At 70.8% G+C, this 19,682-nt stretch carries 11 protein-coding genes and 1 pseudogene; 4 read left to right on the top strand and 8 right to left on the bottom strand.

From position 1 onward, the window contains the following. On the bottom strand, positions 1–413 hold a 413-nt coding region (locus PINTE_RS13815; protein WP_157087253.1), incomplete at its 3' end, for a hypothetical protein. A 171-nt stretch (positions 414–584) separates the two neighbouring features. Here PINTE_RS13815 and PINTE_RS13820 point away from each other — a divergent pair. Continuing rightward, a complete protein-coding gene (locus PINTE_RS13820) occupies positions 585–863 on the top strand; it encodes an ANTAR domain-containing protein (RefSeq protein ID WP_068431754.1) in 279 nt (92 codons plus the stop codon). A gap of 4 nt (positions 864–867) precedes the next feature. Here PINTE_RS13820 and PINTE_RS13825 read toward each other — a convergent pair whose 3' ends face one another. Further along, positions 868–2,109: a PQQ-dependent sugar dehydrogenase gene (locus tag PINTE_RS13825; RefSeq protein WP_084343601.1), complete on the bottom strand. Its 1,242-nt coding sequence runs from the start codon at positions 2,107–2,109 to the stop codon at positions 868–870. A gap of 263 nt (positions 2,110–2,372) precedes the next feature. Between PINTE_RS13825 and PINTE_RS13830 the strand changes: the two genes are divergently transcribed. Continuing rightward, a complete protein-coding gene (locus PINTE_RS13830; protein WP_068431758.1) occupies positions 2,373–3,206 on the top strand; it encodes an undecaprenyl-diphosphate phosphatase in 834 nt (277 codons plus the stop codon). Positions 3,207–3,233: 27 nt separating this feature from the next. On the opposite strand, the gene PINTE_RS13835 is transcribed toward PINTE_RS13830, so the two are convergent. Both PINTE_RS13835 and PINTE_RS13840 read right to left on the bottom strand, forming a co-directional pair. Further along, on the bottom strand, positions 3,234–4,181 hold the full coding sequence (locus PINTE_RS13835) for an NADP-dependent oxidoreductase (protein ID WP_068431761.1): 948 nt from the start codon (positions 4,179–4,181) through the stop codon (positions 3,234–3,236). Positions 4,182–4,278: 97 nt separating this feature from the next. Continuing rightward, positions 4,279–13,014 (bottom strand): glycoside hydrolase family 94 protein, encoded by an 8,736-nt coding sequence (locus PINTE_RS13840; RefSeq protein ID WP_068431764.1) that lies wholly within the window; start codon positions 13,012–13,014, stop codon positions 4,279–4,281. A gap of 661 nt (positions 13,015–13,675) precedes the next feature. Here PINTE_RS13840 and PINTE_RS13845 point away from each other — a divergent pair. Beyond that, a pseudogene (locus tag PINTE_RS13845) lies at positions 13,676–15,098 on the top strand (sugar porter family MFS transporter). 228 nt (positions 15,099–15,326) lie between these two features. On the opposite strand, the gene PINTE_RS13850 reads toward PINTE_RS13845, so the two are convergent. Genes PINTE_RS13850 through arsM form a run of 3 tightly spaced genes read right to left on the bottom strand, consistent with a single transcriptional unit; the run spans position 15,327 to position 17,769 of the window. Beyond that, positions 15,327–15,773 carry an arsenate reductase ArsC gene (locus tag PINTE_RS13850; protein ID WP_068431767.1) on the bottom strand — a complete coding sequence of 149 codons (447 nt, stop codon included), beginning with the start codon at positions 15,771–15,773 and terminating at the stop codon, positions 15,327–15,329. After that, positions 15,770–16,864 carry an ACR3 family arsenite efflux transporter gene (arsB, locus tag PINTE_RS13855; RefSeq protein WP_068431770.1) on the bottom strand — a complete coding sequence of 365 codons (1,095 nt, stop codon included), beginning with the start codon at positions 16,862–16,864 and terminating at the stop codon, positions 15,770–15,772. Before arsB ends, PINTE_RS13850 begins: the two co-directional genes overlap by 4 nt. Then, positions 16,861–17,769: an arsenite methyltransferase gene (gene arsM, locus PINTE_RS13860; protein WP_217996594.1), complete on the bottom strand. Its 909-nt coding sequence runs from the start codon at positions 17,767–17,769 to the stop codon at positions 16,861–16,863. Before arsM ends, arsB begins: the two co-directional genes overlap by 4 nt. Before the next feature lie 83 nt (positions 17,770–17,852). Here arsM and PINTE_RS13865 point away from each other — a divergent pair, with 83 nt between their 5' ends. Continuing rightward, positions 17,853–18,200: an ArsR/SmtB family transcription factor gene (locus PINTE_RS13865; protein WP_068431773.1), complete on the top strand. Its 348-nt coding sequence runs from the start codon at positions 17,853–17,855 to the stop codon at positions 18,198–18,200. Positions 18,201–18,350: 150 nt separating this feature from the next. Here the strand turns inward: PINTE_RS13865 and PINTE_RS13870 are convergent, their stop codons facing one another. Continuing rightward, the gene (locus PINTE_RS13870) at positions 18,351–19,556 is read right to left on the bottom strand and encodes an IS110 family RNA-guided transposase (protein WP_068431776.1); all 1,206 of its coding nucleotides are present in this window, start codon (positions 19,554–19,556) and stop codon (positions 18,351–18,353) included. Positions 19,557–19,682 lie beyond the last annotated feature (126 nt).

Raw genomic sequence — 19,682 nt, forward strand, 5'->3', positions numbered from 1 at the left:
CCCGGGTCGGCCGGCGCGCCCGGCGCGGCGTCGACGAGCTGCGCCAGGAGCCGCGGGTCGATGGCGACCCAGTCGATGACGTGCGGCCCGTCGAAGTCGACGGTGAAGGGCTGCCGGTAACCGCCGCCGATGAATACGTCGCCCGGTTCGTGCCGGTGCTGCTGGCCGCGATAGTCGTAGCGCAGGTGGCCGGTGCGCAGGCACCCCACGTAGAGGCGGTCCAGCGGCTCGCTGTCGAGGCGCATGCCGATGTCGTAGATCAGGTGGTCGAGCCGCACCCCGGGGAGCTGATCCTGCTCCATGCGCACGCTGGGGATCCGCGCGGCGGACGTCACGCGCATGACCGAGCCGTACTCGACCCGCAGCATCTCGGCGATGCGGTCGAGCCCGGAGGTCTGCACTACCCGCGGCATCCTCCGACGGTAAACCCCGGGCGGGCGTCGCGCGCCGCCCGGCGTTCGTTTTGCGTATATCGCCGCTTCGCTTCTTGGGATTGCCGCGGGGGGACATCTGCGCTTTCAATGAAAGGGCCCCGCACGGCCTGGATCCCGCCGCGCCGGCACACGTCGAGGAACGGATTCCCGATGAGCACCGAAGTTCCCGCCAACCCTCCGCTGTGGATCGGCTCGCCGAATCCGGATCAGTTGGTCCACGAACTGACCGAGGCGCAACGTCAGGTCGAGAGCCTGGAACGCGCGCTGCGCAGTTCGCGCACGATCGGCACCGCGATCGGTGTACTGGTCGAACGGCACAAGATCACCCCTGACCCGGCGTTCACGCTGCTCGTGCGCTCCAGCCAGCGCAGCAACCGGAAGCTGCGCGACATCGCCGACGACCTGCTCTTCACCGGCGAACTGCCCTGACCCGTCAGCGCGGGGTGAGTCGCAGCAGCCGACCGGTCGGGCCGTCCTCCAACAGGTAGATGTACCCGTCCGGGCCCTGTTCCACCTCGCGGATCCGCGTGCCCATGGCCCAGAAGTTCGCCTTGCGGGCGGTGGTGCCCTGCAGGTCGACGCGCGCCAGGCCCTGGCCGGAGAGCGCGGGCAGGAAGGCGTCGCCGCGCCACGCGGGGAAGCGCGTCCCGGAGTAGATCATGAGCCCGCCGGGGGAGATGCTCGGGTTCCACCACGCCTTGGGGGCGACGAAACCGTCTCCGGCGCGGTGGTCGGGGATCGGCCGGCCGTCGTAGTGACTGCCGTTCGAGGCCTTGGGCCAGCCGTAGTTGCCGCCTCGCGCGATGAGGTTGAGCTCGTCGCCGCCCTTGGGGCCCATCTCAGAACTCCACAGCCGGCCCTGCCCGTCGAAGGCGAGTCCGAGCGGGTTGCGGTGACCGTACGACCAGATCTGCGCGCTCACCCCGCCCCGGGAGGCGAACGGGTTGCCGGGGGCGGCGCGCCCGCTGAGGCTGAGGCGCACGATCTTGCCGAGGGTGACGCGCAGGTCCTGCGCGGGCGTCATCTTCTGCCGCTCCCCGGAGCTGACGAACAGGTATCGCCGCGACGGGTCGATCGCCAGCCGGTGCGAGAAGTGGCCGCTGCCGGTCGTCTTCGGGTATTGCCGCCAGATGACCTGCAGCCCGGAGAGCCGTGCGGACGCCGCCTTCGGCGCGATGACGAGTGTCGCGCGGCCCACCGCGGCGCCGCTGCGGCCGCCCGTTCCCGGCTCCGCCCAACTCAGGTACACGGTGCGGTTGGTCGTGCCGTTGTAGCCGGGGTGGGCGAGCACGTCGCCGAGCCCGCCCTGGCCGGCGGTCGCGACGCGCGGCAGCCCCGAGACCGGCAGCTGGCGCCCGCTCGCGGAGCGCAGGACGAGCCGGCCGGTGCGCTCGGTGATCGCCAGATAGCCGCTGCGGCCGAGGAACGATGCGGCCCACGGGTTGCGGTACCTGGCCAGCGGTGTCACCCGAAACGGAGCCGCGGCGGCGGGCCCGGCGGACGCGGCCGACCCGGAGACCGACCCGGAGACCGACCCGGAGACCGCTGCGGCCGACTCGGAGGCACCCACCGCCGGGGCCGCCTGCGCCGCGGGCATCAACCAGGCGGTCAGAGGCAGCGTCGTGGCCACGGCCACGGCGGTCAGCAGGCGACTGGGGCGGTGGCGCGGCGGCATGGCAGAGACGGTACGTGCGCTCGGGCGGCCGGGCGCGGCACGACGCGTCGGCTTGCACGCATCACGGGTTGGCGAGCGCCCGGCCGGACGGGTGTCATGGCGGGTGAAGGGTGCCCGGGTGTCTTCGGGCCGACCCGCCGACGCGACCAATTACGCTGGTCCCGGCCAGGCCTCGGCGCACAGCCGAGGCCGTCCGTGTGCCCGGAGCACAGGACCCACAGCGCGAAGCCCACAGCAGCACCCACAGGCACAGATAGAGACGGATGGACTGGACACAGGCAATCACCCTCGGCGTCGTGCAGGGGCTCACCGAGTTCCTGCCGATCTCCTCCAGCGCGCACGTGTCGCTGGCGGGCCGGTTCTTCGGCGACGACCCGGGCGCGGCGTTCACGGCGATCACGCAGCTCGGCACGGAGGCGGCGGTGCTCGTCTACTTCCGCAAGGACATCGCGCGCATCATCGACCGCTGGTGCCGGGCGGTGGCGGGCAAGGTGCCGCACAGCGACCCGGACGCGCGGATGGGGTGGCTCGTCATCCTCGGGTCGATCCCCATCGGGGTGCTCGGGCTCGCGCTGCAGGACCTCATCGCCGGGCCGTTCCGCAACCTGTGGGTGACGGCGGCGATGCTCATCGGGTTCGCGCTCGTCATCGGCTACAGCGACCGCACGGCCTCCCAGACCAAGGAGCTGCGTGAGCTCACCGTCAAGGACGGCCTGAAGTTCGGTCTGTGGCAGTCGCTCGCGCTGGTCCCCGGGGTGTCGCGCTCCGGGGGCACGATCGCCGGCGGCCTGTTCATGGGCTACAAGCGGGAGGCGGCGGCGCGCTACTCGTTCCTGCTGGCGATCCCCGCGGTGCTCGCATCGGGCTTCCACCAGCTGTTCGAGATCTCCTCCGACCCGGTCTCCCCGAGCTGGGGGCCGATCGCCGCCGCGACCGCCGTGAGCTTCACCATCGGTTACGCGATCATCGCGTGGCTGCTGCGGTACATCTCGACGCACAACTTCATGCCGTTCGTGTACTACCGCCTCGCGCTCGGCGCCGTGCTCGTCGTGCTGCTGGCCACGGGGGTGCTGCCGCCCCAGGCGGTGATCGACTGAGCCGACCGAGCGACAGCCCCGCTTGTCTCAGAAGGTCAGCACAAGTCGGCCGTGGGTGCCGCCCTGCGCCAGCCGACGGTGGGCGTCGGCGGCCTGCTCGGCGGGCAGGGTGTCGGCGACGTGCAGGGTGAGCACACCGTCCTCGACCGCGCGGCGCAGGGCGTCGAGGGTGTCGCCGCGGTGGTAGTCGTCGAAGACCATGATGCGTTCGACGGTCACGTCGCTGCCCGGCACGCCCGACCAGCCGCGCACGGTCGCGAGGCGTCCGCCGGGCCGCACCGCCGGCAGCGCCAGCTCGTTCTGCACCGCGGCGTCGACGAGCCCGTCGACCCCGGCCGGGTAGATCGTGCGGATCTTGTCGGCGACGTCGTCGCCGCGGGCGACGATGTGGTTCGCGCCGGCGGCCGCGACGAGGTCACGGTCCGTGTCGGCGGCCTCCGCGATGACCGTCAGGCCGCGCTGCTCGGCCAGTGAGATGACGTACCGGCCGAGGGTGCCGGCGGCGCCGGTGACGGCCAGCACCTGACCCGGCTCCAGACCGAGCTTGTCGAGCGCCTGCACGGCGGTGAGACCGTTCATAGGCAGGGTCGAGGCCTGCGCGAGCGAGGCGCCCGCGGGGATGCGGGCGAGGGAGTCGGCGTCGGCCACGAGGTACTCCGCGTACGCGCCGCCGTGGCCGCGCTGCGGCAGGGCGATCGCCATGACCTCGTCGCCGACGTGCCAGCGGGAGGTGTCGAGGTCGGGAGTCGGTTCGCCGACCTCGTCGATCACGCCGGCGGCGTCCATGCCCGGCACGTGCGGAGGCGGTAGCTCGCCGGTGCCGTACAGGCCGGCCACGAGGTTGGTGTCGGTGGGGCTGACGGCCGCGGCCTTCACCGCGATCCGCACCTCGCCCGGGCCGGCGTGCGGCTCGGGAACCTCGTGAACGGTCAGGGCCTCCGGGCCCGAGAACTCTGTCACTCCGATGACGCGCATGGGGGTGCCAACCGGACTGGCACGGCGCGGTATTCCGGCTCCGGCGAAGCGGTTTCGCGGTCGCGGCCCGTCCGGCTGCGGGACGGCCCCGACCGCGTCAGTCCACCGGCTCCGGGTCGGTGCCGAGCGCCGCGGAGTCGAGTGCCGAGGAGTCGAGCGCAGCGGAGTCGCGCATCGCCCCGTCGGCCACGCCCCCGTCGACGACGGCCCCATCGACCACCTGACCGGCCACGACCTGCGCCCCCACCGGGAACGCGTCGGAGGCTCCCTCGAGCGCCGAGGCGATCGGCGCGCCCGACTCGTCCACGCCGGTGATGAGCACGCGCACGGTGTGCACGCGCCCGTCCTCCTGCAGCATGAACGTGTCGCCGACGATCCGGGCCCCGTCGAGCTCGACGTGGGTGACGGCGCGCGGCGAGCGACCCCGGGTGACGAACTCGATGTCGTAGCGGCTGTCGCCGACGGTGTACGAGACGGTGGCCCGCTGCCACGAGGGGGGCAAGCACGGCGTGAGCCGCACCGCCGACCCCTGCCGCTGCATGCCGAGCACGGCCTCGACCCCGGCCCGGTACAGCCAGGCGCTGGAGCCAGTGTACCAGGTCCACCCGCCGCGCCCTACGTGCGGCGCGACCGAATAGACGTCGGCCGCAACGACATACGGCTCGACCCGGTAGGTGTCGGCCTGCCGCCGGTTGAGGGCGTGGTTGATCGGGTTGATCGTCGCGAACAGCGCGCCCGCGCGGTCGTCCCGGCCCAGGGCGGCGTCGGCGAAGATCGACCAGGTGCCGCCGTGGGTGTACTGACCGCCGTTCTCGCGCACGCCCGGCGGGTATGCGGCGATGTACCCGGGGTCGTGCTCGCCGGCGTCGAACGGCGGCGTGAACAGCCGCACGACGCCGTCGGCTCCGACGAGGTGGGTGTGCACCGCGTCCATCGCCTGCTCGGCGCGGCCCTGGTCGCAGGCGCCGGAGAGCACGGCCCAGCTCTGCGCGATCGCGTCGATGCGGCATTCAGTGTTGGAGGCCGACCCCAGCGGGGTGCCGTCGTCGAAGTACGCCCGCCGATACCAGCGGCCGTCCCACGCGTTGCGTTCGAGGTTGCGCCGCAGCCGGTCCTGCTGGAGGTGGCATCGCTGCGCGAAGTCGAGGTCGCGACGAGCCTGCACGAGCGGCAGGAACCGGCTCAACGTGGTGTGCAAGAACCAGCCGAGCCACACGCTCTCGCCCTGGCCGCCGGCGCCGACGCGGTTCATGCCGTCGTTCCAGTCGCCGGTTCCCATGAGCGGCAGGCCGTTGCGACCGCTGGTGAACGATGCCTCGAGGGCCCGCACGCAGTGCTCGTAGAGGGAGCCGGTGCGCTGCGAGGTCTCGGGGGTGAAGAACGCCTCGTGCTCGCCCTCTTCGAGGAGCCGCCCCTCCAGGTAGGGCACCTGCTCGTCGAGCACCCCGTAGTCGCCGGTCACCTCGACGTACCGGGCGGTGGCGTGCGCGAGCCACACCACGTCGTCGCTCATGCGGGTGCGGATGCCGGTGCCGCCGGCGGGCAGCCACCAGTGCTGCACGTCACCCTCCAGGAACTGCCGACCCGCGGCCCGCAACAGGTGCCCGCGCGCGGTGGCCGGGTCGATGAGCACGAGCGCCATCGAGTCCTGCAGCTGGTCGCGGAACCCGAACGCGCCGCTGGCCTGGTAGTAGCCGGAGCGGGCCAGCATGCGGCAGGCCAGCGTCTGGTAGAGCAGCCAGCCGTTGAGCATGAGGTCGAAGCTCGGGTCGGGGGTGCGCACCTGGATCGTGCCCAGCCGCTCCTGCCAGTGCGCGCCGATCTCGTCGAACAGCGCCTGCGGGGAGACCTCCCGGTAGCGCCGCAGCAGATCGACGGCCGCCGCCGTGTCGGGGGCCGCGCCGAGCAGGGCGACGACGTCGCGGGATTCTCCCGGAGCCAGGTCGACGACCTCTTGCAGCGCGACGCACGGGTCGAGTCCGGCGCCGACGTAACCCGACAGCGGCGCCCCGGTGACGATCGCCTGCGGGCTCTCGAGGCTGCCGTGCATACCGAGGAACTCCCGGCGGCTGCCGCTGACCGACTCCTGCGCCCCGGCGAGATCGGCGAACACCACCTGATCGGCAAACTGTGTCGTCCACGGGTTGCGTACGAACAGCGCCGACGTCGACTCGTCGAGCCACGTGAGCAGGTGCCGGGCCGTCTCCGGGCGGTTCATGCCGAGCACCGGCTCGGCGTACCAGGTGACGGCGAGCCGCCGCGGCGTCGGTCCGGTGTTGGTCAGCCGCAGCCGGGAGACCTTGACCGCGTCGTCGAGCGGCACGAGCTGCAGCAGCTCCATCGAGACCGTGCCGGCCGTGTGCTCGTAGCGGGTGTAGCCGAAGCCGTGGCGGGCCACGTGGGTGCCGTGGTGCAGCGGTGCGGCGGTCGGGGAGTAGACCGCGCCGGTCTCCTCGTCACGCACGTAGAAGACCTCGGTCTGCGGGGTGGAGACGGGGTCGTTGCGCCACGGGGTGAGCTGGTTGTCCCGCGAGTTGCGCCACCACGTGTAGCCGGCGCCCTCGGCGGTGGCGTGGAAGCCGAACTGCTCGTTGGCGACGACGTTCGTCCACGGCGCCGGGGTCGAGCGCCCGGGCCGCAGCACGGTGACGTACTCGCGCCCGTCGGGGCTGAACCCGCCGTAACCGTTGAAGTAGAGCAGCTCGTCGGTGTCCACCGGCGTCTCCAGGTGGGCCGCCTCCTGCTGCGCCGGCACGTCGGCCAGCACAGGAGCCGGGGCGACCGACTCCAGGGTGGGCAGCTGGTCGGCGAGCTGACCGGCCGCGGCATACAGCGTGACGCGGGCGCAAGCGATGAGCACAGCCAGCGCGTCGGGGGGCACCTGGTCGCGCCGCAGCACGTAGATGCGGCCGCTGGAGTCGGGCGCGCCGGTGCGCGGCTCGATCGCCCCGGCGAGGGCCTCCAGCGCCTGCTGCAGGTCTTGCACGTAGCTCGTCGAACGGTCGTTGAGGATGACGAGGTCGACGGAGAACCGCTTCGTGCGCCAGAACTCGAACGCGCGCACGGCCTCGCGCACGAGCCGCAGGTCGCTGATGTCGTCGATGTGCACGAGCAGGATCGGCAGGTCGCCGGAGATGCTCAGCTGCCACAGGGCCGACTGCGAGCCCGCGAGCTCGGCGACCCGTTCCGGCGCCGACTGCAGCGCGTGGTGGCCGAACAGCACGTGCCCGGCGAGGGTCTGGAAGCGGGTCGCGTCGTCGGCGCTGATCCGCAGGTGACGCAGCTGCACCTGGGAGTGGGTCCAGCCGAGCATCGCGATGCGGTCGTAGGCGGTGTCGCTGCGGTGCCGGTCGATGAGGTTGAGCAGCTCCTCGCGCGAATCGGCGAGGAACGTCCACAGCAGCACCTCGGCGCGCCCGGAACTCGGCACCCGCACCCGGCGGCTCAGCGAGAGCACGGGGTCAAGCACGTACCCCGTCTCACCGGAGACGGGTGGGCCGGCCATCGCGGCGGGGTTGCGCACGGTGCCGCCCCGGCCGAGGAAGGCTGACCGGTCGGTCTCCGCCTTGACGGAGCCGCCGCCGGTGGTGTTGGCGCCGAGCCGCACCATGTGCCCGACCCAGACCTCGGGGTCGGTGGGGTTGCGGCGGCGCCGGGTGGCGATGACCGCGTCCTTGTCGGGCAGGAACTCGGTGTGCACGAACATCCGCGAGAAGACGGGGTGGGCGTCGTCGTCGCGCATGTTGGCGAGCACGAGCTCGGCGTAGCTGGTGACGGTGAGGCGACGGTTGCGGTTCTTGGTGTTGCGGATCGTCAGCTTGCGCACGAGCGCGTCGGATTCGGGCGACAGGTGGTACTCGAGCTCGGTGACGAGCGACCCGCGCTTGCGCCGGAACTCGACGCGGTTCTCGTCGAAGCGCGCGCTGTAGCGGCCGGTCTTGATCATCACCGGCATCGCGCCGGCCGACCAGAACGCCCCGGAGTTCTCGTCGCGCAGGTAGACGTAGTCGCCGGTCTCCTCGCTCGTGGGGTCGGGGTGCCAGCGGGTGATCGCCATGCCCTTCCAGCGCACCTGGCCGCCGCCCCACGGGGTGAGGGTGACCGACAGCGTGCCGTTCGACATGTGGTGCACGGCGGGTTGCAGGGCCGTGAAGCCCTCGTAGGTGCGCTCCGCGGGCGGAGCCACGGTGCGGATGCTCTCGCGGGCCAGCTCCTCGCGGCGCGCGTACGTGATCGGCACGTCGCGCGTCGAGCGTTCTTGCAGGAGTAGCTCGCTGGCGCGCACGAGGGGCTCGGCGTGGAAGCGTTCGCGCATGAGGCCGTCGTGCACCGCGTTGTGGATCGCGACGATCGTCATGCCCTGGTGGTGCGCCATGAAGCAGCGCACGATGACGCACTTCTCGTCCGGCGGCAGCCGCCGCGGGGTGTAGTCGAGGGCCTCGTAGTAGCCGTACCGGCCCAGGGCCCCGACCTTGCGCAGCTCGGCGTAGTTCCGCGCGGCCGCGCCGGGCTCGACCATGCTCGCCAGGCCGGTGGCGTAAGGCGCGATGACGAGGTTGTCGGCGAGCCCGCGCACGATGCCCAGGCCGGGCACCCCGAACGGCGAGTATTGGTAGGTGAGGTTGAGGTCGCGCGCGTTGAACGCGGACTCCGACACGCCCCATGGCACGCCGTTCTCTCCGCCGTAGGCGATCTGGCGGCGCACGGCGAGCTTGCACGTGCGGTCGAGCAGCCCGGAGGCGGGGGAGCGCATGACCAGCGGCGGCATGAGGTACTCGAACATCGAGCCCGACCACGACAGCAGCGCCGCGCCGCCCGCGACGGCGGTGACGGTGCGCCCGAGCAGGAACCAGTGCCGGGTCTTCAGGTCGCCCTTGGCGATCGCGACGAAGCTGGCGAGCCGGGCCTCGGAGGCGAGCAGGTCGTAGCAGTTGTCGTCGAGGCTGTCGGTCTCCACCTGGTAGCCGATCGACAGCAGGCTGCGGGTGCGGTTGTACAGGAACGCGAAGTCCATCTGCGCCGCGAACTTGTTGGCGGTGGTCTCCAGGAGCCGGATCCGCTCCTCGAGGTCCTCGCGCTCCACCGTCCCGAGGTCGCGGTCGGCGGCCAGGCTCGCGAGCCCGTCGCGCACCGCGTGCGCCCAGTCGAGCAGGTCGGGCGCGAGCGAGCCGGAGCCGGAGCTCGAACCGGAGCCCGAACCGACCGCGTGCGCACCGGTCCGGTCGCCACCCGCGAGCGCGACCGGCCCGTCGGACTCGCGCTCGACGACGGCGACGAGCTGCTCGGCCTTGGCGGTCAGGGCGTCGAGGTCGCGCAGCGGGCCCGGCTCCTGGGAGCGGACCGCCTGGGCGAGGGCGTCGACGGCGCTCGTCACCTTGTCGCGGCCGGCGCCGGGCAGGCCCGAGCCGTCGAGGTTCTGGCGGAGGATCGCGAGCGCGTCGAGAGTGCCGGCTCGCTCGTCGACGGTGTGCTCGGTCTCGGCGAGCCACTCGCGGCAGGCGCCGGCGAGGGCGATGAGGTGGCCGGCGAGGTTGCCGCTGTCGACGGTCGAGACGTACCGCGGGTGCAGCGGCGCCAGGGTCGTCGTGTCGTACCAGTTGTACAGGTGGCCGCGGTGCGCCTTGAGGCTGGTGACCGTCGCCATCGTGGCCTCGAGGCGGGTCAGCGTGTCGCGCAGCCCGATCCAGCCGAAGTCGCGGGCGGAGACGAGCACGAGCAGGTAGAGCCCGATGTTCGTCGGCGAGGTGCGATTGGCGACGACCGGGGCCGGCTCCTCCTGGAAGTTGTCCGGCGGCAGGTGGTTGGTGTCCGGCCCGACGAAGGTCTCGAAGAACCGCCAGGTGCGCCGGGCGACGACCCGCAGCTCGTCGAGGTCGTCGGCCGAGGCGTCCTCGTCGGTGAGGTCGACCGGCCGGCTCGCGAACCAGCCCACGTACGGGGCGAGCAGCCACGTGACGGCGGGCACGAGGGAGACGACGAAGCTGCCGGGGCCGCGGGAGGCGCCGATCGCGAGGGCGAGCACGGGCGGGATGAGCCCGGTCCACATGAGCGCCACGTAGTAGACGGGGGTGCCCTTGACCCGGCGCGCGGCGGCGTCGGCGGTGGTCCACTCGAGCAGCCGCCGCCCGCGCACCAGGCGGAACATGGTGCGCACGACGGCGTCGACCATCATCGCGGCCTGGTGGGCGAGGAAGACGACGTTCATCGTGCTCAGCCGCAGCCCGTTGACGATGTCGTCGGCGAAGCCGCGCAGCTGACTCTCCCGGGTGACGTCGCGGCGGCGCAGCAGCGCGCGGCCGAGCAGCGGCAGCAGCGGCGGCAGGTAGAACGTGCCCGCGAGGATGAGGAACGCCGCGAGGGCGGCCGGAGCCGGCAGGGCCCACAGGGCGAAGAGGATCGTGGCCACGAGCGCGACCGGGCTGATCGAGCGGCGCAGGTTGTCGATCATCTTCCACATGTTCAGGGCGCTCAGGCCCTCGCGCCGGCTCGTCAGCCACGGCAGCAGCTGCCAGTCGCCGCGGGTCCAGCGGTGCGTGCGGGAGGCGGCCACCGCGTAGGTCAGCGGAAACTCCTCGACGACCTCGACGTCGGTGACGAGCCCGGAGCGGGCGTAGTTGCCCTCGAGCAGGTCGTGGCTGAGCAGGCTGTTCTCGGGCACGCGGCCGTCGATGCAGCGGTGCACGGCGTCGAGCTCGTAGATGCCCTTGCCGGCGAACGAGCCCTCGCCGAACAGGTCCTGGTAGACGTCGGAGACGGCGAACGCGTACGGGTCCAGGCCGCGCGGGGTGGAGTACACGCGCTGGAACAGCGAGGTGCCCTCCATCGTCGGCAGCGAGGGGGTGACCCGCGGCTGCAGGATGCCGTAGCCGCGCACGATGCGACCCGACTCCGGGTCGTAGACGGGCCGGTTCAGGGGGTGGGCCATCTTGCCGACGAGGCGGCGGGCCGCCTCCCGGGGCAGGCGGGTGTCGCTGTCGAGGGTGATGACGTAGCGGAACGGCCCGGGCAGCACGCCGTCGCGCACGATGAAGCTCGTGTCGTCGCGGCCGCGCAGCAGCAGGCCGAGTTCGAGCAGCTTGCCGCGCTTGCGCTCCCAGCCCATCCAGACGCCCTCGCTGGGGTTCCAGCGGCGCTCGCGGTGGAAGAGGAAGAACCGGTGGTCGCCGTGCTCGGTGTTGAGGGCGGCGATGCGGTCGCGGGCTCGTTCGAGCACCTCGTCGTCGGCGTCGGTGCGCTGCTGCGGGCTGTCGGCCCAGTCGGTGGCCAGCGCGAAGTAGATCTCCCCGCCGGTGTTCGCTAGGTAGTGCACCTCGAGCCGCTCGACGAGCTCGTCGACCTCGTCCAGGGAGGTGAGCATCGTCGGCATGACGACGAGGGTGCGGGCGGCGGCGGGCACGCCTCCGCGCAGCGCGAGACCGGGGATCGGTTGGGCGGGGAAGGTGCGTGCCGACCAGTAGTTGACGACGCCGAGCGCCAGCTCCGACATGGGGAACCCGGCGAGCAGGGCGAGCACGAACAGCACCGGCACCGACAGGCCGCCGGCGATGAGGTTGAGCACCGACAGGGTGAGCACGAGCAGCGCCAGCGTGCACAGGGTGAGCGACACGAGGTAACCGGTCAGGCCCATCGAGCGGGCCGCGCGCACCGCTTGCTCTCGCAGCCGGGGCCGGTACCCGAGTTGCTCCTCGAACGAGCGGCGGCCCTTGTCGATGAGCCAGTAGCCGATGTCGCGGGTCAGCTCGTCGGCGCCGCTCTCGGCGCGGTGCACGACGGCGCGGGCGACGACGATCTCGCTCTGTTCGGCGCCGCGGGCCAGCTGTTCGACGGCCGAGCGATACATGTCGCGGGTGCGGAAGTCGAGGGCCGTGTAGCTGGGTTGGCGGCGCAGCTCGAACTCGATGAGGCTGACGCTCTCGAGCCAGTCCTCCCAGTTGACGTCGGTGATGAGCCGCAGGCTCGTGAAGATGTTGCGCATCGTCACGGTGGCCGACGCCTGCGACTGGTGCTCCAGCTGCACGAGTTCTTGGGCGTCGAGGTTCCGCTCATCGAGGTACTGCTGGATCCAGGCGGCGGCCTCGACGCGGTCGGAGTCGGCGAGGCGGCGGATGAGCTGCACGGTGAACGCCCGCGACGGATTCGCCGGAACGTGCTCGGGGGTGACCTCGTCGGGGGTGATCTCGTCGCGTCCGCCGTGCTCGTCGACGGCGGCCGCGAGCACCTGGTCGGCGAGGGCGTCGGCGGCGCGCCGGTCGGCGCTGGCGGTGACGACCTGCTCGGCGAGGCGGCGCAGGTTCTCGATGAGCAGCAGCCGCAGGGTGATCGCGACGGCCCACAGCTCGCCGAGGGTCAGGGCGCGGCGGGACTCGTACGCGCGCACGTAGCGGGCGAGCAGGTCGGGGTCGAAGAGGCTGTCGGTGTGGGCGATGTAAGCCCAGATGATGCCGACGATGCGGGGGTGCCCCTCGAGGAAGTCGGCGGACAGCTTGGGCAGCTGCCGGAAGTAGCTCTTCGGCAGGTCGCGGCGGATCTGCCGGGAGTGGGTCTCGACGACGTGGAAGTTGTCGGCGAGCCACTCGGCGGCGGGCGTGATCGGCCGCTGGGCCTGGATGTCGGCGACGGTGGCTTCGTACGCGCCGACCAGCGCCTGGTAGTCCTCCGCGAGGCGGTCGAGGATCGACACGACGGGAGCCCGTCGGCGGTCGGCGACGGTCTGGCTGTCGGCCAGCGAGATCGCGTGCTGCTCGAAGCGTTCCGCGCTGAAGATCTCGGCCCGGATCGGAGCCGACTCCAGGAGCGGATCGGTCGTGAGTCGGGAGGTCGCCGAACGCGCCATGCCATCACCCGCCTTTGGATCGTGCGGCGGGCAGCACCTGTCTTCGGGGCGGCTGGATGACGCCGAGGGCCCCGTCACCCGCAGAATGTGGGCCAACTGTAGACCGGTGACTCACCGGGGGTCTGCCGGTCGCCGGAACTTGTGTGAAGTTTCTCGAAACGGGCTTTTGACCTGCGCTGATGCGAACGCCGAGTTACCTTGTCGGGGGCCGGAACCGGCTGCCTGCGGCAGGGCCGCGCCACATGCGAGCGATCGCCGGCCGCGCGACGATCGAACACAACAGTGTGTGATCGGGTCGCCTCGTTCGGTGGAGTTCGGTCGGCGGCGCTCGGTCGTCCCGGCTCGGTCGGTGTGGGGCTGTTGCGGTCTCGCAGGGCTCTCCGTCTGTACGACCAAGACAGTGACTCAGATCATGTGAGGCGGATCACAAATCCCGAATCGGGTCTTCCCCTCACGATGGCTTCCTGTGTATGTTCTGACATATGCACTTAGAACGTTCTAGTGGCGTTCTGGCGAACCGGTGTCGCGCAGATGATCCGCGCCACCACCCTCGGGGTCTCGACCCCCACTTCCGCGATGTGCCGTCCGGGCCGTGAGTTGCCCGGACCATCCACGTGACGAAGGAGTCATTCCATGGGCGCACGGAGCGAGCGCGAGCGAGATCTCGCTGCCTCCCCTCACCCCTGGGCCGCACCGCAAGCGGATCGGTCTCATCTCGATCGTCGCCTGCTTCGGCGGCCTGCTCTTCGGCTACGACACCGGCGTGAGCAACGGCGCCGAGCGCCCCATGCAGATCGAACTCGGTCTTTCCGACCTGCAACTCGGCCTGGTCATCAGCTCACTGGTGTTCGCCGCCGCGATCGGCGCGGTGCTCGGCGGACGGCTCTCCGACTCCTGGGGTCGTCGCAAGACGATCATCCTGCTGGCGGTCCTGTTCTTCGTCGGCACGCTGTTCGTCGTGCTCTCCCCGAACTACGCCGTTCTCGTCCTGGGTCGCGTCATGCTCGGTCTGGGAGTCGGTGGCGCCTCGACGGTCGTGCCGGTGTACCTCGCCGAGCTGGCTCCGTTCGAGATCCGCGGCTCGATCACCGGCCGCAACGAGTTGGCGATCGTCTCCGGCCAGCTGCTCGCGTTCACGATGAACGTCATCATCAACATCGTCTGGGCCACCACGACGGCGTCTGGCGGATCATGTTCTCGATCTGCGCGCTGCCCGCGATCGCCCTGTTCATCGGCATGCTGCGGATGCCGGAGTCGCCGCGCTGGCTCGTCGACAAGCGGCGCTACGACGACGCTCTCGCCGTCTTGAACACGGTGCGCTCGCACGACCGCGCTCGCGCCGAGCTGGCTCAGGTGGAGGCGGTCGCCGAGGAGGAGACCGATGAGCACATCGAGGGCAAGGCGATCTTCTCCAACAAGTGGCTGCTGCGGATCCTGCTGGTCGGCATCGGCATCTCGATGACCCAGCAGCTCACCGGCATCAACTCGATCATGTACTACGGCAGCGGGTGCTCATCCAGGCGGGCTTCTCGGCCGACGCCGCGCTCGTCGCGAACATCTCCACCGGGGTGTTCTCGGTGGTCGGCGGCATCATTGCCCTGTACAACATGGACCGGCTCAACCGGCGCACGACGTTCGTCATCGGACTGTCGCTGACGACCACGTGCCACCTGCTCATCGGCGTGCTGTCGATCGTGCTGCCCGAGGGCAACCCGATCCGCCCCTACGCGCTGTTGTTCCTCGTCGTGGCGTTCGTGTTCTCGATGCAGACCTTCCTCAACATCGCCGTCTGGGTCTGGCTGGCCGAGGTCTTCCCGCTGCACATGCGCGGCCTGGGCATCGGCATCTCGGTGTTCTTCGGGTGGTTCACCAACGGCATGCTCGCGCTGTTCTTCCCGAGCCTGGTCGACGGCATCGGCATCACCGGAGCGTTCTTCATGTTCGCGGTCATCGGGTTGTGCGCGTTGGTGTTCGTCATCACCCAGGTGCCCGAGACGCGCGGCATCACCCTGGAGAAGCTGGAGGAGGACGTCACCTCCGGCCGCGCCTACACCTTCTCCAAGAACCCCTTCGCCCGAGCCTGAGCTCGGCTCCCGACCGAGCCCTCGAACGGGCCCTCGATCGGGCCCTCGATCGGGCCCTCGATCGGCCGGGTCGTCGGCCTCCTCCGACGACCCGGCCACGACCTGGCCACCCGGCCACGTCCCGGCGCACCCGCCCACTTCCCGGCGCACCCGCCCACTTCCCTGACAACTGCGTGTCGCGGTCGAAACTGCTGTTCGTGTCGCAGGTTTCACCACGACACGCAGTTTTCACGGTCGTTGAGTCGGCTTGAGCAGCTCCTCGACGAGGTCGCCGACGCGGCGTCGGATCTCGTCGCGGATCGGTCGCACCGCCGCGACGCCCTGGCCGGCGGGGTCGTCGAGCACCCAGTCGAGGTAGCGCTTGCCGGGGAAGTACGGGCAGGCGTCGCCGCACCCCATCGTGATGACGACATCGCTGGCCTGTACGGCCTCGGTCGTCAGCACCTTCGGTCGTTGGGCGGACAGGTCGATGCCCTCCTCGAGCATCGCCTCGGAGACGGCCGGGTTGATCGTCTCCGCCGGGGCCGATCCCGCCGAGCGCACCTCGATCGCGCCGTCGGACAGGTGCCGCGCGTAGGCCGCCGCCATCTGCGAGCGCCCCGCGTTGTGGACGCAGACGAACAGCACCGACGGCCGTGCCGCGCCCGTGCCGGTTGTGTCATTCGGGTGTGTCATTCTCGGGCCTCTCGGTGTTCTCGGTGTTCTCGGTCAGCGTGCGGGTAACGGGAGCGCAGGGCGAGGGAGACGTAGACGAGGCCGACGAGCACCGGCACCTCGATGAGCGGTCCGACGACGCCGGCCAGAGCCTGACCCGAGGTGACCCCGAACGTCGCGATGGCCACCGCGATCGCCAGCTCAAAGTTGTTGCCGGCGGCGGTGAAGGCGAGCGTCGTCGTGCGCTCGTAGGTCATGCCCAGGGCCTTGCCGAGCAGGTACCCGCCGCCCCACATGAGGCCGAAGTAGGCCAGCAGGGGAACCGCGATCCGGGCCACGTCGAGCGGGCGGTTCGTGATCTGGTCACCCTGCAGCGCGAAGAGCACGACGATGGTGAACAGCAGCCCGTACAGCGCCCACGGACCCACCCGGGGCAGAAACTCGCGCTCGTACGCCTCACGGCCCCAACGGGATTCGCCGATACGTCGGGACAGGTATCCGGCCAGCAGCGGGATTCCGAGGAACACGAGCACCGAGGCCGCGATGTGCCAGGGGGAGACGTCGAGGCGGGCCTGTTCGAGCCCGAGCCAGCCGGGCAGCACCGCGAGGTAGAACCACCCGAGGGCGGCGAAGGCGACGACCTGGAACAGCGAGTTGAGCGCGACGAGCACGGCCGCCGCCTCCCGGTCTCCGCAGGCCAGGTCGTTCCAGATGATGACCATCGCGATGCACCTGGCGAGCCCGACGATGATGAGGCCGGTGCGGTACTCGGGCAGATCCGGCAGGAAGAGCCACGCGAGCGTGAACATCAGCGCCGGTCCGATCAGCCAGTTGAGCACCAGGCTAGAGACCAGCATGCGGTGGTCGGCGGTGACGGTGTCGAGCTTGTCGTAGCGCACCTTCGCCAGCACCGGGTACATCATGACGAGCAGTCCGATGGCGATCGGCAGCGAGACGCCCTCGATCTCCAGTGCGCTCAGCGCGCCGTCGAGGCCGGGCACGAGACGGCCGAGCGCGAGCCCGGCGAGCATCGCCGCGAGGATCCAGGCGGGCAGCCACCGGTCGAGCGTGGAGAGTCGAGCGGCGACGGCCTGCGTGTCGGTGGTGGTCATGCCGGTTTCGTTGCTCGGATGAACGCCGAGGCGAAGGCGCCGTCGAGGGCCTGCACGGCATCGGCGAGCGTCATGCCCGCCGGCAGGTGGGTCGGGTCGAGCTGGTCGGCCATGGCCTCGAGCTCGGCGCGGTCGTAGCGGCGCGTCACCTCGATCCCCGCGTCCTCGAAGCCCGCGGCGGTGAGCTTCGCGACGTAGTCGGTGTCGCGCAGCGCGCCGGAGATGCAGCCCGTCCACAACGCGACGACGGCGCGCAGCTCGCCCGGGATGTCGCGCAGCAGCACGATGTCGGAGACGGCGAACCGACCGCCCGGGCGCAGCACCCGGAACGCCTCGCGCAGCACAGCATCCTTGTCGGCGGACAGGTTGATGACGCAGTTCGAGATGACGACATCGACGGCCGCGTCGGGCAGCGGCACGCGCTCGATGGCGCCGAGCATGAACCGCGCGTTCTCGATGCCCGCCTCCGCACGGTGACGCTCCGCGAGCTGGAGCATCTCGGGGGTCAGGTCGAGACCGTAGGCGGTGCCGCCGGGTGCGATGCGCCGCGCCGACAGCAGCACGTCGAGCCCGCCGCCGGAGCCGAGGTCGAGCACGTCCTCACCGGGGCTCAGCTGCGCGAGCGCGGTCGGGTTGCCGCAGCCGAGCGAGGCCGCGAGGGCCGCGTCGAATGGTGTATCAGAGGCGTCGTACAAGTTTGTCGTGATGGGGTCGATGGCCTGCGTCTTCGCGGCCTCGCCGCAGCAGCCGTCACCGCAACCGCACGCGCCCTCCGACGTTTTCCCCGACGCGTCCTGCGGCCCGGCGTGGTCCGCCGCCTCGCGGAGTCGGAGGCGGGCGGCGCCCGCGTATCGCGCGCGGACCGCCTCCGTGATCTGCTCGTCGCCCATCGGCTCGATGACCATGGTCCACCTCGTTGTCTCGATGGATATCTAATCAGCGGTTCTCAGCCTGGCCGGTTGATTCGATGTCTGTCAAGATAGGCGGCATGTCGGTTCTGCAGTCCGATCCGCACGCCGCGGCCGTCACGTGCTGCGGCCTGTCGGCGTCGCCGGTCTCGCCGCAGGACGCGGCCCGCCTCGCGCCCCTGTTCAAGGCGCTCGGCGACCCCGTGCGGCTGCGGATGGCCTCGATGATCGCCGCCCGCCCCGAGCTGTGCGTCTGCGAGATCACCCCGGAGTTCGACCTGTCGTCGGCGACGATCTCGCACCACCTGAAGACCCTGCGCGAGGCCGGTCTCGTCGACTGCGAACGGCGCGGCACGTTCGTCTACTACTGGATCCGCCCCGAGGCGCTCGGCGCCCTCTCCGCCCTCCTGTCCCCGCACCAGCCCTGACCCCACGCGCCCACCCAACGTCCCTGAAAACTGCGAGTCGTGGTGAGAACTGCTGTCCGTGCCGCAGTTGCGACCGTGACACGCAGTTCTCAGCGAGGGGGTTGCGGGTCAGGGGAGCTCGGGTCTGGGGGGGTGTCCCTATGGTGTCCGTCAAGCCGCGGCGGTAGCTGGGGTTTGGTAGAGGGTGCCGTCGCGGAGCATGGCGTACAAGACGTCGCAGCGTCGGCGGGCTAGACAGATCAGGGCGGCGTTGTGCTTCTTGCCCTGGGCTCTCTTGCGGTCGTAGTAGGCGCGGCTGGCGGGGTCGTGCAGGGCAGCGAACGCGGACAGGAAGAAGGCGCGTTTGAGGTTCTTGTTCCCGCCACGGCTGGGGTGTTCGCCCCGGATGGATGAGCCGGAGCGGCGGGTGACGGGCGCGAGTCCGGCGTAGGCGGCCAGATGTGCGGCGGTAGGGAAAGCGGTGCCGTCGCCGACTTCGAGCAGGATGCGTGCTGCTGTCCTGACACCGACCCCGGGCATGGATGTCAGGACGCGGGAAAGAGGGTGAGCATCGAGCATCTCCTCCACTTGCGCGGCAGCTTCTTCGCGTTGCTTGAGCAGCTCAGCGAGTTGCTCGGCGAGCTTGGGCAGGACGAGCTCGGCGGCCTTGGTGCCCGGCACGGTCACGGTCTGCTGGTCCAAGGCGGCCATGATCGCGTCGACGATTTTCTGGTAGGACCGCGGCGCACGGGGGCGGGCGACCGCCAGGAGGCGCCGCCTGCCGGCGGCGCGCAGCCCAGTCGGTCCGCCGAACCGGGCGAGGAGTTCCAGGACGGCTTTGTGATGCAGACGTGGCCCGATGCCGCGTTCCAACGCGGGGTGGATTTGGGTCAGTAGACCGTGGATGCGGTTGGTGACGCGGGTGACTTCGGATGCGAGGTCGTCGTCGAATCCGACGATGACCTCCAAGTCGGCCAACGCGTCGTCGTTCATGTCGACCCTTCGCAGGGTGTGGGGCATGGTGCGGGCGGCGTCGGCGATGACGAAGGCGTCGCGGGCGTCAGTCTTGGCGTTGCCCGGGTGCAGGTCGGCGATACGACGCATCGCCAGCCCGGGCAGGTAGGCGACGTCTACCCCGCAGTCGCGTGCGACCGCGACTGGGAGCGCCCCGATCGAGGCGGGCTGGTCTACGACCGCCAGGACAGGACCGTGGACGCTGAGCTGAGTGAACAGGTCCCGCAGCCGTTGTTCATCCTGCGGCAACGGCTTGTCATGGAGCTTCTTACCGTCTGTGTTCAGGGCGCAGGCGTAGTGCTCGCCTTTGCCGACGTCCAAACCCAGGTAGACCGCGTACGCCCGTTCGGGCAGTCCGTGCATGGTGCCTCCTTGCGTGACCGACGGACTAATAGTCTGCTGGCCACCAGTCGGCGTCAGCTGCCGGCAGCCACGTTACGAAGAGACCTCACCCAGATGGTGGGCCCTGTCCCTATCAGCGGTCACACC

This window comes from Piscicoccus intestinalis NBRC 104926, from assembly GCF_001515525.1.
In the GTDB taxonomy this organism is placed as follows: Bacteria; Actinomycetota; Actinomycetes; order Actinomycetales; family Dermatophilaceae; genus Kineosphaera; species Kineosphaera intestinalis.